The organism is Rathayibacter sp. AY1F2 (assembly GCF_002930885.1).
GTDB lineage: Bacteria > Actinomycetota > Actinomycetes > Actinomycetales > Microbacteriaceae > Rathayibacter.
This window is the reverse complement of sequence record NZ_PSVG01000024.1, coordinates 1-13739: the sequence shown is the minus strand read 5'-3', so window position 1 is coordinate 13739 and position 13739 is coordinate 1. Positions and strand designations below refer to the sequence as shown.

The following is a 13739-nucleotide window of genomic DNA, read 5'->3' as shown; positions in this document are numbered from 1 at the left end:
GTACGCTTCCGACCGATGCTGACCTTCACAGAGGATCTCGGACTCCCCGTCCTCGCGCTGATGATCCTCGCCGCCTTCGCGGCCGGCTGGATCGACGCGGTCGTGGGCGGCGGCGGCCTCCTCCAGCTCCCGGCCCTGCTCCTCGTGCCGGGGATCTCGCCCGTGCAGGCGCTCGCCACGAACAAGCTGGCCTCGATCTTCGGCACGACCACCAGCGCGATCACCTACTACCGGCGCGCGAAGCCCGATCTGCGAACCGCGCTGCCGATGGCGGCGGTCGCCCTCGCGGGCAGCTACGGAGGCGCGACGCTCGCCGGCCTCCTCCCGGCCGCGGTGTTCAAGCCGATCATCGTCGTCGCGCTGATCGTGGTCGCCGTCGTGACGATCGCCCGCCCGGCACTGGGCAGCGTCACGGTGCTCAAGCACGCGGGCCGGCGCCACCTCGTCACGGCGGCCGTGCTGGGACTCCTGATCGGCTTCTACGACGGCCTGATCGGACCGGGCACCGGCACCTTCCTGATCATCGCCCTGATCACCGCGCTGGGCTACGACTTCCTGCTCGCCAGCGCCAAGGCGAAGATCGTCAACGTCGCGACCAACCTCGGCGCCCTGCTCTACTTCGTGCCGGGCGGGCACGTGATCTGGCTGCTGGGCCTCCTGATGGGCGCCGCCAACGTGGCGGGCGCGTACCTCGGCTCGCGGATGGCCGTCGCTCGTGGCAGCCGCTTCATCCGGGTCGCGTTCCTCGTCGTGGTCGGCGCCCTCATCCTCAAGGTCGGCTCCGACGTCTGGACCGAGAACCTGGCGCCGCTGCTGCGCTAGCGCGGGCTGCGGGACCGAGCCGCGGAACGAGGACGGGACCCCCGCCGCAGCAGAAGGTCCCGTCCTCGTTCCGATCGCTCGGCGCTCCGCTCCGCCGACCTCAGCCGAAGGGGATCGAGCCGACCAGTACGCCGACGGCGAGCATGACCAGCGAGACGACGACCGCTCGCCACAGCACCTTGCGGTGGTGGTCGCCGAGGTTCACCGCGGCGAGGGAGACGAGCAGGAGGATCGCCGGGACCAGCGGGCTCTGGAGGTGCACCGGCTGCCCGGTGATGGAGGCGCGCGCCATCTCGACCGGCGAGATGCCGTAGTTCGCCGCGCTCTCGGAGAGCACGGGGAGGATGCCGTAGTAGAACGCGTCGTTCGACATGAAGAAGGTCATCGGGATGCTGAGCACGCCGGTGATCACGGCGAGGAACGGGCCGAGCGCCGGCGGGATCACCGCGACGACCCACTCCGCCATGGCGTCGACCATGCCGGTGCCGTTGAGGACGCCGATCAGCACGCCGGCCGCCAGCACCATCGACACGACGCCCACGATGCTCGGCGCGTGCTTGACGATCTCGGCCGCCTGGTCCTTCATCTTCGGGAAGTTGATCAGCAGGGCGACCGCGGAGCCGACCATGAACACGTAGGGCAGCGGCAGGATGTCGGCGACCAGCAGCGTCATCACCGCGAGGGTCAGGACCAGGTTCACCCAGATCAGCTTCGGGCGCAGCGTCTCGCGCTCGGGGTCGAGCATCGTGTCGGCCATCGCGGTGTCGGCGTCGTCGGCCTGCACGCGGGCGGCGACCGCCACCTGGGCTCCGCGCAGGGCCTGGGGACCGCGGAGGAAGGAGAAGCGCTCCCGGGCGACGGTGCGGATGCCCCCGGTCAGGGCCGCGAGGCCGCCGGTGCGGGCGCCGCCCGAGCGGGAGGAGGAGCCGCGGCCGGCGCCGACGAGCTCCTGCTCGAGCATCGGCTCGGCCAGCGCGAGCGAGCCGAGGCGGCGGCGCTCGCCGAGCCCGAGGAACCAGGCGAAGACGAGAGTGACGGCCAGGCCCACCGCGAGCGACGGGAGCATCGGCACGAAGATCTCGCTCGGCGAGACCTGGAGGGCCGCGGCGGCGCGCACCGTCGGTCCACCCCAGGGGACGATGTTGAGCGTGCCGTTGGCCAGGCCCGCGACGCAGGTCAGCACGACCGGGTTCATCCCCAGGCGCAGGTAGATCGGGAGCATCGCGGCGGTGGTGACGATGAAGGTGGTCGAGCCGTCGCCGTCGAGCGAGACCGCACCCGCGAGCAGCGCCGTGCCGAGCACGACCTTCGCCGGGTCGTCGCCGAGCGCGCGGACGATGAAGCGGATCAGCGGGTCGAAGAGCCCGACGTCGATCATGATCCCGAAGTACATGATCGCGAACATCAGCAGCGCGGCCGTGGGCGCGAGGCTGCCGATCGCCTCGAGGACCATGTCGCCGATGCCGAGGCCGGCGCCCGCGAAGAGGCCGAAGATCGTCGGCACGACGATCAGGGCGACCATCGGCGTCAGCCGCTTGGTCATGATCAGGGCCATGAAGGCCAGGATCATGGTGAAACCGAGTACTACCAACACAGCTGACTCCTTCGTCCAGTGCCTCCGCCCGCGCTCGGCGGGAGAGCCGGCCGGGAGATGGTGGAAACCCTAGGCAGCTCCGCGTCCGGCGCCGGGGTATCGCTCATTACGGCGACATCTGCGCATAGTGTGGCTTCTGCGCATTCTGCGCACGACGACGGCGAGGAGGCCCCGATGCGCTTCGCGACCCACGTCCTGGTCCTGCAGCTCGCCACGGTGTCGGCCGCCGTGCTGGTCTGCGCCGGGCTCGTCACCGCGCTCAGCGTCCAGCAGCTGCGCGGCGAGGCGGAGGGGACGGCGCTCGCCATCGCCCGCACCGTCGCCGAGGACCCCGATGTGCGCGACGCGGTCGCCGCGTCCTCCGCGGTGCCCGGCGCGCCCGCCGCCTCGGAGCTGCGCGGCGGACCGCTCGAGGACCTCGCCGCCGCCGTCGAGCAGCGCACCGGCGCGCTCTTCGTCGTGATCACCGACGATCAGGGCATCCGCCTCGCCCACCCCGACGAGGACCGCCTCGGCGAGCGGGTCTCGACCAGCCCCGACGAGGCGCTCGCCGGGCGCGAGAGCGTCTCGTGGGGCACCGGCACGCTCGGCGAGTCGGCACGGGCGAAGGTCCCGGTCTTCGCCGAGGGGGAGCAGCGGGTCGTCGGCGAGGTCAGCATCGGCTTCGCGCGCTCCAGCGTCTTCACCGACCTGCCGACCGCGCTGCTCGGCGTCCTCGCCGCGGCGCTCGCCGGGCTGGTGCTCGCCGCCGTCGCCTCCGTCTTCATCCGCCGCCGCCTGCTGCGCCTGACGCTCGGCCTCGCTCCGGAGGAGCTCACCTCGCTCGTGCAGGACCAGGCCGCCGTGCTCGACGGGGTCGACGAGGGCGTGCTCGCGCTCGACCGCGACGGGCGCGTCGGCGTCTGCAATGCGCGGGCCGCCGCGATCCTCGGCTCCGACGACCCGACCGGCCGGGCGCTGCACGGGCGGCCGCTCGCGGAGCTCGACCTGCCCATTCCGCTGGCCGACGCGATCGGCGCCGCGCTGCACTCCGTCGAGCCGCCCCGCCCCGGAGGCGAGGAGGGCTTCGTCGTCCGCTCCCGCATCGTCTACGTCGACATCCGCCGGGTGACCCGCGGCGACCGCGACCTGGGCGTGGTGGTGGTGCTGCGCGACCGCACCGACCTCGCCGCGCTGAGCCGGCGCCTCGACGCGGTCGGCGCGATGACCAACGCGCTCCGGGTGCAGCGGCACGAGTTCGCCAACCGCCTGCACGTGGTCGCGGGCCTGCTGGATGCGGGGCGGACCGCGTCGGCGCGCGACTACCTCGACGAGGTGCTGACCCGCGGCCCGCTCAAGTACCCGGTGCAGCACGCCGACCGGCTGCAGGAGCCGTACCTCCAGGCGCTCGTCGGCGCGAAGGGGATCGAGGCGGCCGAGCGCGGCGTGCTGCTGACGCTCGGTGAGGAGACGCTGGTGCGCGGCACCGTCGTCGAGCCGGAGGACGTCGCCACGGTGGTCGGGAACCTGGTCGACAACGCGGTGCGCGCGGCGGTCGAGGGGCGGCGCGACGTGCGCTTCGTCGAGGTCGAGCTGCTCGACGACGGCGACGCGCTCTTCGTGACGGTCGCCGACTCCGGCGACGGAGTGCTCGATCCGGACTCGCTGTTCGACCGGGCCGGCGCGGGCGACCCCGTCGAGGACGACGGACGCGTGCACGGTCGGGGCTTCGGCCTGCCGCTGTGCCGTGAGGTGGCCGCCCGCCGCGGCGGCGAGGTCTGGCTGGCGGACGCCGGCGGAGCGGAGTCGGGGGCCGTGCTGTGCGCGCGCCTCCCCGGAGCGGTGCTGCCGCCGGAGCAGGACGGGGACGGGTCATGAGCGCGGACACGGCGCGGGAGCGCACGGTGCTGGTGGTGGACGACGACTTCCGGGTCGCGCAGCTGCACGCGGACCTGGTCGAGGCGCGGCAGGGGCTGACGGCCCTTCCTCCGGTGCACACGGCGCGCGCGGCGCGGGCGGCCGTCGCCGAGCACGCGCCCGATCTGCTGCTGCTCGACGTGCACCTGCCGGATCAGAGCGGGATCGCGCTGCTCCGCGAGCTCGACACCGACGCGTTCATCGTGAGCGCCGCCTCCGACGGGGCGACGGTGCGGCGCGCCCTGCACGCGGGGGCGCTCGGGTACCTCATCAAGCCGTTCGAGGCGCGCCTGCTCGGCGAGCGCCTCGACGCGTACGTGCGGTTCCGGAACGTGCTGCGGGAGGACCGCGCGGCCGATCAGGAGGCGGTGGAGCGGGCGCTGCGCATCCTGCACTCGGGCGACGCGACCGCCGCGCAGCCCTCGCGCTCGGCGACCGAGCAGCTCGTCCTGGCGCGTCTGGCCGAGTCGGGCGCCGAGCTGTCGGCCCTCGAGGTGGCCGAGCGCGCCGGCATCTCGCGTGCCACCGCCCAGCGCTACCTCTCGGGTCTCGCGGGCCGCGGCCTCGTCGAGATGACCCTCAGCTACGGCACCACCGGCCGCCCGGAGCACCGCTACCGCGCCCGCTGACCCTCCGCGAGCGGAGTCCGCGATCGAGCCGGCGGGACGTTCTCGGCGGTCGGGACCCGCTCTCGGGGACCTAAGCGCCTAGGGGAGCTGACTGCGGAGCACCGGCGTGCGGTGCTCGGTCGAGCCGAACGGGGGATCCGCGTGTCAGCGGATCCTCCTAGGCGGTCGGGACCCGCTCTCGGGAACCCGACCGCCCGTGGGAGCCGACTGCGGTGCGCCGCCCTGCGGCGCACGAGACGGCCCGTCGAACGAGCGATCCGCGTGTCAGCGGATCGTTCTAGGCGGTCGGGACCCGCTCTCGGGAAACCGACCGCCTAGGAGAGCCGACTGCGGTGCGCCGCTTCGCGGCGGTCGGTCGAGCCGAACGGGGGATCCGCGTGTCAGCGGATCGTCCTAGGCGGTCGGGACCCGCTTTCCGGGACCCGACCGCCTAGGGGAGCCGACCGCGGTGCGCCGCTCCGCGGCGCACAGGACGACTCAGTGCGTCGCGTCGACGTCCGCGCCCGCGGCCTCGGCCACGCGGCGGCGCTCGGCGGCCTCGGCGGCCATGCGGCGGCCCTTGGGGCTGACGAGGGAGGCGATCACCGTGATCACGAGGACGCCGATGATGACCGAGAGCGACAGTCCGGTGCCGATCTCGAAGACCTCCACGTGCTCGCCGTTGTTGATGAACGGCAGGTTGTTCTCGTGGAGCGCGTGCAGGATCAGCTTCACGCCGATGAAGGCGAGGATCGCGGCGAGGCCGATGCTGAGGTAGACGAGGCGGTCGAGCAGGCCGTCGATGAGGAAGTACAGCTGGCGCAGGCCCAGCAGCGAGAACGCGGTCGCCGTGAAGACGAGGTACACGTCGCTGGTGAGGCCGAAGATCGCCGGCACGCTGTCGAGGGCGAACAGGATGTCGGTTCCGCCGATCGCCGCCATGACGAGGATCATCGGCGTGAGGACCTTCTTGCCGTCGATGTGCGTGTAGAACTTGTCGCCGTCGTACTGGTCGCTCGTCTTGAAGATCCGCTTGGCCAGGCGCACCATCACGTTGTCGCTGGAGTGGTCGTCGCCCGGCTTGACCAGGTTGAACGCGGTCAGCAGCAGGATCAGGCCGAAGATGTAGAAGACCCAGGCGAACGAGTTGATCAGTGCGGCGCCGAGGAAGATGAAGCCGGTGCGGGCGATCAGCGCGAAGACGATGCCGAAGAGGAGCACCTTCTGCTGGTCGGCGCGGGGCACCTTGAAGCTCGCCATGATGATGAGGAAGACGAACAGGTTGTCGACCGAGAGGGCCTTCTCGGTGATGTACCCCGCGAAGTACTCCGATCCGGGCGTCGCTCCGCCGAAGACGAGGACGCCGAGCCCGAAGAGCACGGCGATGCCGACGTAGAGCGCCGACCAGATCGACGACTCCTTCAGCGTGGGCTCGTGGGCCTTCCGGACGTGGAAGAAGAAGTCGAAGAGCAGGAGCAGGACGATGAAGACGATCGTCAGGGTCCAGATCAGGGGCGATACGGTCATGAAGGGGCTGGCCTCGCTCGTGAAGGGGGGGTCGGGGGACGGTCGCGGGGGTCGCTCGTCAAGGGAAAAGGTAGCGAGGCACCGTGACGAGCAGGGTGCCCGCCGATGGATCGTGAGTATCTTCTCAGTTCTCCGCGGGTCCCTCGCGCCCAGCGGCCGGAGCGCCACACTGGTCACCATGACCGGCGCCGCTGTCGACAGGACCTTCCAGGACGCCTCCGGCGTCGTCATCCACTACCGCTTGTGGCCGCACCCCTCGCCCCGCGCGATCGTGCAGCTGGCCCACGGGGTCGGCGAGCACTCGGGGCGCTACGTCGAGCTGGCGGAGGCGCTGGTCGCCGCCGGGTACGCGGTCGCGGCGGACGACCACCGCGGGCACGGCCGGACCGGCCTCGAGCAGCACGGCGGCGACTCCTCCCGGCTCGGACTGCTGGGGCCGGGCGGCCTGCGCGCGACCGAGGCGGCGATCCTCCGGCTGACGGAGCTGCTCGCGGAGGAGAGCCCAGGAGTGCCGATCGTGCTGCTCGGCCACTCCTGGGGGTCGCTCATGGCGCAGCGGATCGTCGACCACCACTCCGGCGCCTACGCCGCGCTCGTGCTGAGCGGCACGGCCTACCGCCTCCCGGGGCACATGAACGCGGGCGACCTGGCGAAGCGGCACCGCGTCGCCGGCGGTCTCGGCCTCGAGTGGCTCTCCCGCGACCCGGAGGTCTGGCAGCGTTTCCACGACGACCCCCTCACCTTCACCACGCCGCTCGCGAAGCGGATCGGGCTGGTCGAGACCCTGCGGCTGGTCGGCCGCCCGAAGCGCGGGCCCGAGCATCCGCTGCCCCTGCTGCTGGTCGTGGGCGCCGACGACACCCTCGGCGGCGAGCGGTCGGTGCGCGCGCTCGCCCAGGCCTACCGGCGGCGGGCCGGGTACACGGACGTCTCGGTGCGGGTGTACCCGGAGGCGCGGCACGAGCTGTTCCAGGAGCTCAACCGGGCCGAGGTCACGGCCGATCTCGTGGAGTGGCTGGGCGAGCGCTTCCCCGCCCCGGCTCGCGCCTAGGCTGGCGTCATGCATGGCGAGTACAAGGTCCCCGGCGGAAAGCTCGTGGTCGTCGACCTCGACGTGGTCGACGGGAGGTTCGCCGGGTTCCGCCTGGCGGGCGACTTCTTCCTCGAGCCCGACACGGCCCTCGACGACATCGATCGCGCGGTCGTGGGCCTCCCGGCCGAGACGGACGCGAAGTCCATCGCCGCCGCCATCCGGCAGGCGCTCCCGGCCGACGCGGTCCTGCTCGGCTTCACGCCCGAGGCCGTCGCGGTCGCGATCCGCCGCTCGCTGCAGAAGGCGACCAGCTGGCGCGACTACGACTGGCGCATCGTGCACGACCGGGCCGTCCCTCCCGCGACCCACCTGGCGCTCGACGAGGTGCTGACCGCCGCGGTCGGCGAGGGCCGCCGGGAGCCGACGCTGCGGATCTGGGAGTGGGACCAGCCCGCCGTCGTCATCGGCAGCTTCCAGTCGCTCCGCAACGAGGTCGACCTCGACAACGCGGCGAAGTACGGCGTCGACGTGGTCCGCCGCATCTCGGGCGGCGGCGCGATGTTCATGGAGGCGGGCAGCGTCGTCACGTACTCGCTCTACGTCCCCGGCGACCTCGTCCAGGGGCTGACCTTCGCCGACTCCTACGCCTTCCTCGACGAGTGGGCCGTCAGCGCGCTGCAGTCGCTCGGGATCGACGCGGTCTACCAGCCGCTCAACGACATCACCTCGCCCTCGGGCAAGATCGGCGGCGCCGCGCAGAAGCGCCTGGGCTCCGGCGCCGTCCTCCATCACGTGACCATGAGCTACGACATCGACGCCGAGAAGATGGTGCAGGTGCTGCGGATCGGCCGCGAGAAGCTCTCGGACAAGGGCATCGCCTCCGCCGTGAAGCGCGTCGACCCGCTGCGCAGCCAGACCGGGCTCAGCCGAGCCGAGATCATCGAGCGGATGAAGGCGACCTTCGTGCAGCTGCACGGCGGCGAGGCGGGGACGCTGACCGAGGAGGAGTACGCGGCGGCGGAGGAGCTGGTGCGGACGAAGTACTCGACTCCGGAGTGGCTGCGGCGCGTCCCCTGACCGGCGGGTCCGGGGCGGCGGTCGCCGGCGCGTGGACCCGGAGCGGAACGCGGCGGGCCGGTCCGGCGGGCGCCCCTCAGCTCGCGAGGAGCTCCTGGTAGTCCGGGTGCTCGGCGATGAACTCGGCGACGAACGGGCAGGCCGGGACGATGCGCCCGCCGAAGCGCTCGTGCGCGTCGTCGAGGGCCGCCTCGACGAGGGTCTCGCCGAGGCCCTCGTGGCGGTGCTCGGGCGCGATCTCGGTGTGGAGGAAGACCACGTCGCGGCCGCGGACGGCGTAGTCCGCGACTCCGACGGTCTCGCCGTCGAGCCAGAGCGTGTAGCGGGACGAGTCCTCGTCGTGGCGCACCTCGGAGATCATCGCGCCACTCTACGCCGGAGCCTCCCCGGCACCCGTCGAGCGCGGGCGCGAGGCGCGGAGCGTGTCGCCGGGCTCGCGCGCACTGGCACAATTGCCGGGTGCCCAGGACGATCCAGATCGCGGACGGCGTCCCGGAGTCGCGGAGCGCGGTGTTCCACGCCGACAACCTCGAGGTCCTGCCGCAACTGGCCGACGGGGCCTTCACCGTCGTCTACCTCGACCCGCCGTTCAACACGGGCCGGGCGCAGGTGCGCACCTCGACCACATCGGTGCGCTCCACCACCGGCACGATCGCCGGCTTCAAGGGGCGCAGCTACGAGCGGATCCGCGGCGACCTGCTCCGCTACGACGACCGCTTCGACGACTACTGGTCGTTCCTCGAGCCGCGTCTGGCCGAGGCGTGGCGGCTGCTCGCCGACGACGGCACCCTCTACCTCCACCTCGACTACCGCGAGGCGCACTACGCGAAGGTGCTGCTCGACGCGCTCTTCGGCCGCGAGTGCTTCCTCAACGAGATCATCTGGGCCTACGACTACGGAGCGAAGGCCAGGCGCCGCTGGCCGACCAAGCACGACACGATCCTCGTCTACGTGAAGGACCCGCGCGGCTACCATTTCGACTCCGCCGCTGTAGACCGCGAGCCGTACATGGCCCCGGGCCTGGTGACCCCCGAGAAGGCCGAGCGCGGCAAGCGGCCGACCGACGTGTGGTGGCACACGATCGTCTCGCCGACAGGCCGCGAGAAGACCGGGTACCCGACGCAGAAGCCGGAGGGGATCCTCCGCCGCATCGTGCAGGCGTCCAGCCGCGAGGGCGACGCCGTCCTCGACTTCTTCGCCGGCTCCGGCACGACCGGCGCCGTCGCGCACGCTCTCGGCCGCCGCTTCGTCCTTGTCGACGAGCACGCCGACGCGGTCGCCGTCATGCGCCGCCGCTTCGCCGCCCTCGACCCGGCGCCGCTCTTCCTCTGACGCGGGCCCTCTCGACTCCTCAGACGTCGCCGTCCTCGCTCGCCACCCCCGCGACTCCTGCGCACCAGCCGGCTCCCACTGTCCAGAAGGTGTCGCACTCGACATCGATCGCTCCGACTGTCCAGGAGTTGTCGCACTCGACGCCGACTGCGACAACTCCTGGACAGTCGTGGTGGGAGGCGCGCCTCCCCAGGTGCGGGATCAGGGGTTCGTCCACAGAATGCGGATCGCGGGAGTCGGACGAGGATCACGGACCGCCAGAATCGCGGCATGTCCAGCACCGACCTCGGAGCCTTCACCCGGCGAGCGGCACTCCGCGCAGGGGTGACGGACGCCCGACTGCGCACTCCCGCCCTGGCCAGCCCCTTCCACGGAGTGCGCACCCGGGTGGCGCCCGTGACGCACCTGGAACGAGCCGCCGCCTACCTGCCGCGGCTGCGGCCCTGGCAGCTCTTCTCCCACCTGACCGCGGCCGAAGCCTGGGGAGTGCCGCTCCCGGCGCGACCCGGCGAGGACGATCCGATCCACGTGGCGGCGACGACGCCGCACCGGCCCCCCAGGACCCGGGGTGTGATCGGCCACACCCTCACGGAGACGGACAGGGTCGAGCGGCACGGCCTGCCGGTGACGGGAGCGGTGTCGACGTGGATCGCGCTCGCGCCACTGCTGTCCGCCCGCGATCTCCTCGCGGCGACGGACCACCTCCTGTTCGAGCCGCGCTACCCGCGCCGGGACGATCCGCGTCCCCATGTCCGGCTTCACGAGCTGCAGGACCGCCTGGCCTCCCATCGGGGCCGGGGCCGACGCGGCCTGGCTGAGGCTCTGCGGCTGGCATCGACCGGAGCCGCCTCGCGGAGGGAGACCTGGCTCCGCGCTCTCGTCGAGGAGGCGGGACTGCCCGCGCCCGACGTGAACGCCGAGATCAGGATCGGCGGCCGACTGCTCGCGGTCGGCGATCTGGTCTTCGAACGGTGGAAGGTGGTGGCGGAGTACGACGGCGGCCAGCACCGGACGGACGACGCGCAGTTCTCACGCGATCGTGAACGGCTCCTGGCCCTGCACCTCGCGGGCTGGATCGTCGTGGTCGTCCGCGCGGAGGGTCTGACCCGGGGCAGGGCGCGCACGATCGCCGAGCTCCGTGCCGCTCTCGTGGCCCACGGCTGGCGACCGTGACGCACCCCGTCGACGGATCGACCCGCTCGTCCATCCCCGCCCCGCCGCCCGCGTCCGCCCCACCGTCCGGATCCGCCCGCCGGTCCGCATCCGATCGAGCACGCGGAGCCCTCCGACTACGCAGGAGTGGTCGCACTCGGCGTCGACTGCGACGACTCCTGGACAGTCGCGGGCCGGCGTCAGCTGCTGGCGCGGACGACCAGCGACGTCGGCATCAGCGTGCGGTGCTCCACGGGGAGCCCCTCGATGCGGGCGGTCAGCAGCTCCACCATGCGGGCGCCGAGCTCGTCGGGGAGCTGGCGAACGGTGGTCAGCGCGGGGACGGCGTTCCGCGCGAAGAGATCGTCGTCGAAGCCCACGACGGACACGTCCTCGGGGATCCGGCGGCCGGCCTCGCGGAGGGCGGCGTAGGCGCCGACCGCCATCTGGTCGTTCGCGGCGAAGACGCCGTCCAGGTCGGGGTCGCGGGCGAGGAGGCGGCGCATCGCCTCGGTGCCGCTCGCCGGCGAGAAGTCTCCCCACTCGACGAGGTCGTCGGCGAGGCCGGCGTCGGTGAGTGCGCCGCGCCAGCCGATCAGGCGGTCGACGCCCGGCGGCATGTCGGCGGGGCCCGCGATGGTGGCGATCCGGCGCCGGCCGCGCTCGATCAGGTGCGCGGTGGCGACGGCCGCCCCTTCCGTGTTGTCCACGTCGACGAAGTAGGAGCCGCGCTCGTCGGGCGAGAGCGGTCGGCCGCCGAAGACGATCGGCAGCGTGCCCGAGAGCGCCGCGTAGGAGTGGTCGCCCGAGTGGTGCGAGACCACGAGCGCGCCGTCGACGTTGCCGCCGAGCAGGTACCGCCGCGTCTTCTCGCCGTCCGTCTCGGACGCGATCAGCATCGAGAGCGTGTAGTCCGTGTCGGCCAGGCGCATCGCGGCGCCCTGCACGATCGAGGCGAAGAACGGGTCCGCGAAGACGCGCGCGGTCGACTCCGGCACGATCAGCGCGATCGACTGCGTGCGCCGCGAGGCGAGCATCCGCGCCGCGTGATTGGGCACGTAGTCGAGCTCGCCGATCGCCTTCTCGACGGCGGCCACGATCTCGGCCGCCACCTGCGGGGCTCCGTTGACCACCCGCGAGACCGTCGCGCGCGAGACTCCGGCCCGCGCCGCGACCATCTCGAGGGTGGGGGAGCGGCCCCCGCCGCGGACGCCCGTCGGCTCGCTCACGGGTCAGTCCAGGATCGCCGCGGCGCTGCCGCCGAGCAGTCGGGAGTAGACCAGGCCCGAGTCCTTCACGATCCGCTCCTGCGTGTCGTAGTCGACGCGCACGATGCCGAAGCGCTTCTCGTAGCCCCAGGCCCACTCGTAGTTGTCGAGGAGGGACCAGACGAAGTAGCCGCGGACGTCGGCGCCCTGGTCGATCGCGTCGGCGACCTTCTCGACGTGGTCGAGCACGTACTGCGTGCGGTCCGCGTCGTGCACGCGGCCGTCCTCGACGACGTCGTCGTAGGCGGCGCCGTTCTCGGTCACGTAGAGCGGAGGGAGGTTCTCGTACTCCAGGCCCAGGCGGGTCAGCAGGTAGCGCAGCCCGTCGGGGTTCACCTCCCAGTCCATCGCGGTGCGCGGCAGACCGCGCGACGGGAAGGTGATGAACTCGGAGCCGACCCAGGGGGAGCCGACCTCGCGGTCGGTCGCCTGGGCGAAGTCGTCGGCTCCGGCCGGCAGCGGATGCGCCGAGACGTTGTCGTCGTGGTAGTGGTTCACGCCGAGGAAGTCGAGCGGGAGCGAGATGAGATCGAGGTCGCCGTCGACGAGCAGCTCGTCGAGCCCGAGCCCTTCGACGTCCTCGAGCAGGTCCTCGGGGTACTCGCCGCGCAGCAGCGGGTCGAGGAAGATCCGGTTCTGGAGCGCGTCGAAGCGGCGTGCGGCGTCGAGGTCGGCCTCGTCCTCGGGGTCGTCGGGGACGGCGTTCGAGAGGTTGAGCGTGATGCCCAGGTTCTGCGCTCCGAGCTGCCGGAGCGTCGAGACGGCCAGCCCGTGGGCGAGGTGCGTGTGGTGCACGGCGGCGAGGGCCTTCTGCTGCGAGATCACGCCGGGGGCGTGCACGCCCGCGCCGTAGGAGAGCAGGGTCGAGCAGAACGGCTCGTTGAACGTCGTCCAGTGCTGCACCCGGTCGCCGAGGCTCTCGTAGACGGCCTCGGCGTAGTCCCGGAAGCGCTCGGCGGTGTCGCGGTTCGCCCAGCCGCCGGTCTCCTCGACGGCCTGCGGGAGGTCCCAGTGGTAGAGGGTGAGCCACGGCAGCACGCCGGCGCCGAGCAGCTCGTCGACCAGGCGGGAGTAGAAGTCGAGGCCCTCGGGGTTCACCGCGCGGTCGCCCGGCTTCACGCGCGCCCAGCTGACCGAGAAGCGGTAAGAGCCGAGCCCCAGCTCCTTCATCAGCCGCACGTCCGCGGGCATCCGGTGGTAGTGGTCCACCGCGACCTCGGGGGTGTCGCCCTTCGCGACCGCTCCGGGGACGCGGGAGAACGCGTCCCAGATGCTGTCCTCCTTGCCGCCCTCGTGGCCGGCGCCCTCGATCTGGGCGGCGGCGGTCGCGGATCCCCAGAGGAAGCCGACGGGCCAGTCGCGGACGGCGAGCCGGTCGACGCGGGCGATCTGCTCCGAGAGGCTCGGCGACCGGGTGCAGCACTGGACGA

At 72.4% G+C, this 13739-nt stretch carries 12 protein-coding genes; 7 read left to right on the top strand and 5 right to left on the bottom strand.

All coding sequences use genetic code 11. The features are described from left to right. Positions 1 to 15: 15 nt before the first annotated feature. Positions 16 to 822, top strand: a complete 807-nt coding sequence (locus C5C54_RS15060) for a TSUP family transporter (protein ID WP_104223862.1) — start codon at positions 16 to 18, stop codon at positions 820 to 822. A gap of 100 nt (positions 823 to 922) precedes the next feature. Here the strand turns inward: C5C54_RS15060 and C5C54_RS15055 are convergent, their stop codons facing one another. Beyond that, positions 923 to 2392 carry a CitMHS family transporter gene (locus tag C5C54_RS15055; protein WP_104233156.1) on the bottom strand — a complete coding sequence of 490 codons (1470 nt, stop codon included), beginning with the start codon at positions 2390 to 2392 and terminating at the stop codon, positions 923 to 925. Positions 2393 to 2590: 198 nt separating this feature from the next. On the opposite strand from C5C54_RS15055, the gene C5C54_RS15050 reads away from it, so the two are divergent. Both C5C54_RS15050 and C5C54_RS15045 read left to right on the top strand, forming a co-directional pair. Further along, positions 2591 to 4273 (top strand): sensor histidine kinase, encoded by a 1683-nt coding sequence (locus tag C5C54_RS15050; RefSeq protein ID WP_104288684.1) that lies wholly within the window; start codon positions 2591 to 2593, stop codon positions 4271 to 4273. Then, positions 4270 to 4941 (top strand): response regulator, encoded by a 672-nt coding sequence (locus C5C54_RS15045; protein WP_104262727.1) that lies wholly within the window; start codon positions 4270 to 4272, stop codon positions 4939 to 4941. The genes C5C54_RS15050 and C5C54_RS15045 overlap by 4 nt, the downstream gene beginning before the upstream one ends. A gap of 477 nt (positions 4942 to 5418) precedes the next feature. On the opposite strand, the gene C5C54_RS15040 is transcribed toward C5C54_RS15045, so the two are convergent. Further along, a complete protein-coding gene (locus C5C54_RS15040) occupies positions 5419 to 6447 on the bottom strand; it encodes a TerC family protein (protein WP_104223866.1) in 1029 nt (342 codons plus the stop codon). Positions 6448 to 6625: 178 nt separating this feature from the next. On the opposite strand from C5C54_RS15040, the gene C5C54_RS15035 reads away from it, so the two are divergent. Together C5C54_RS15035 and C5C54_RS15030 are read left to right on the top strand one after the other, a co-directional pair. Beyond that, positions 6626 to 7498 (top strand): alpha/beta fold hydrolase, encoded by an 873-nt coding sequence (locus C5C54_RS15035; RefSeq protein WP_104288683.1) that lies wholly within the window; start codon positions 6626 to 6628, stop codon positions 7496 to 7498. Between the two features lie 9 nt (positions 7499 to 7507). Beyond that, a complete protein-coding gene (locus C5C54_RS15030; RefSeq protein WP_104225162.1) occupies positions 7508 to 8557 on the top strand; it encodes a biotin/lipoate A/B protein ligase family protein in 1050 nt (349 codons plus the stop codon). A 76-nt stretch (positions 8558 to 8633) separates the two neighbouring features. On the opposite strand, the gene C5C54_RS15025 is transcribed toward C5C54_RS15030, so the two are convergent. Then, complete coding sequence (locus tag C5C54_RS15025) at positions 8634 to 8918, bottom strand: GNAT family N-acetyltransferase (protein ID WP_104233160.1); 285 nt, start codon at positions 8916 to 8918, stop codon at positions 8634 to 8636. Positions 8919 to 9016: 98 nt separating this feature from the next. Between C5C54_RS15025 and C5C54_RS15020 the strand changes: the two genes are divergently transcribed. After that, positions 9017 to 9889: a site-specific DNA-methyltransferase gene (locus tag C5C54_RS15020; protein WP_104288682.1), complete on the top strand. Its 873-nt coding sequence runs from the start codon at positions 9017 to 9019 to the stop codon at positions 9887 to 9889. A gap of 270 nt (positions 9890 to 10159) precedes the next feature. After that, positions 10160 to 11062 (top strand): hypothetical protein, encoded by a 903-nt coding sequence (locus C5C54_RS15015; RefSeq protein ID WP_104233161.1) that lies wholly within the window; start codon positions 10160 to 10162, stop codon positions 11060 to 11062. A gap of 179 nt (positions 11063 to 11241) precedes the next feature. On the opposite strand, the gene C5C54_RS15010 is transcribed toward C5C54_RS15015, so the two are convergent. Next, the gene (locus C5C54_RS15010) at positions 11242 to 12219 is read right to left on the bottom strand and encodes a LacI family DNA-binding transcriptional regulator (protein ID WP_104225165.1); all 978 of its coding nucleotides are present in this window, start codon (positions 12217 to 12219) and stop codon (positions 11242 to 11244) included. Positions 12220 to 12273: 54 nt separating this feature from the next. Continuing rightward, on the bottom strand, positions 12274 to 13698 hold the full coding sequence (locus C5C54_RS15005) for a GH1 family beta-glucosidase (protein WP_104288694.1): 1425 nt from the start codon (positions 13696 to 13698) through the stop codon (positions 12274 to 12276). Between the last annotated feature and the right edge of the window lie 41 nt (positions 13699 to 13739).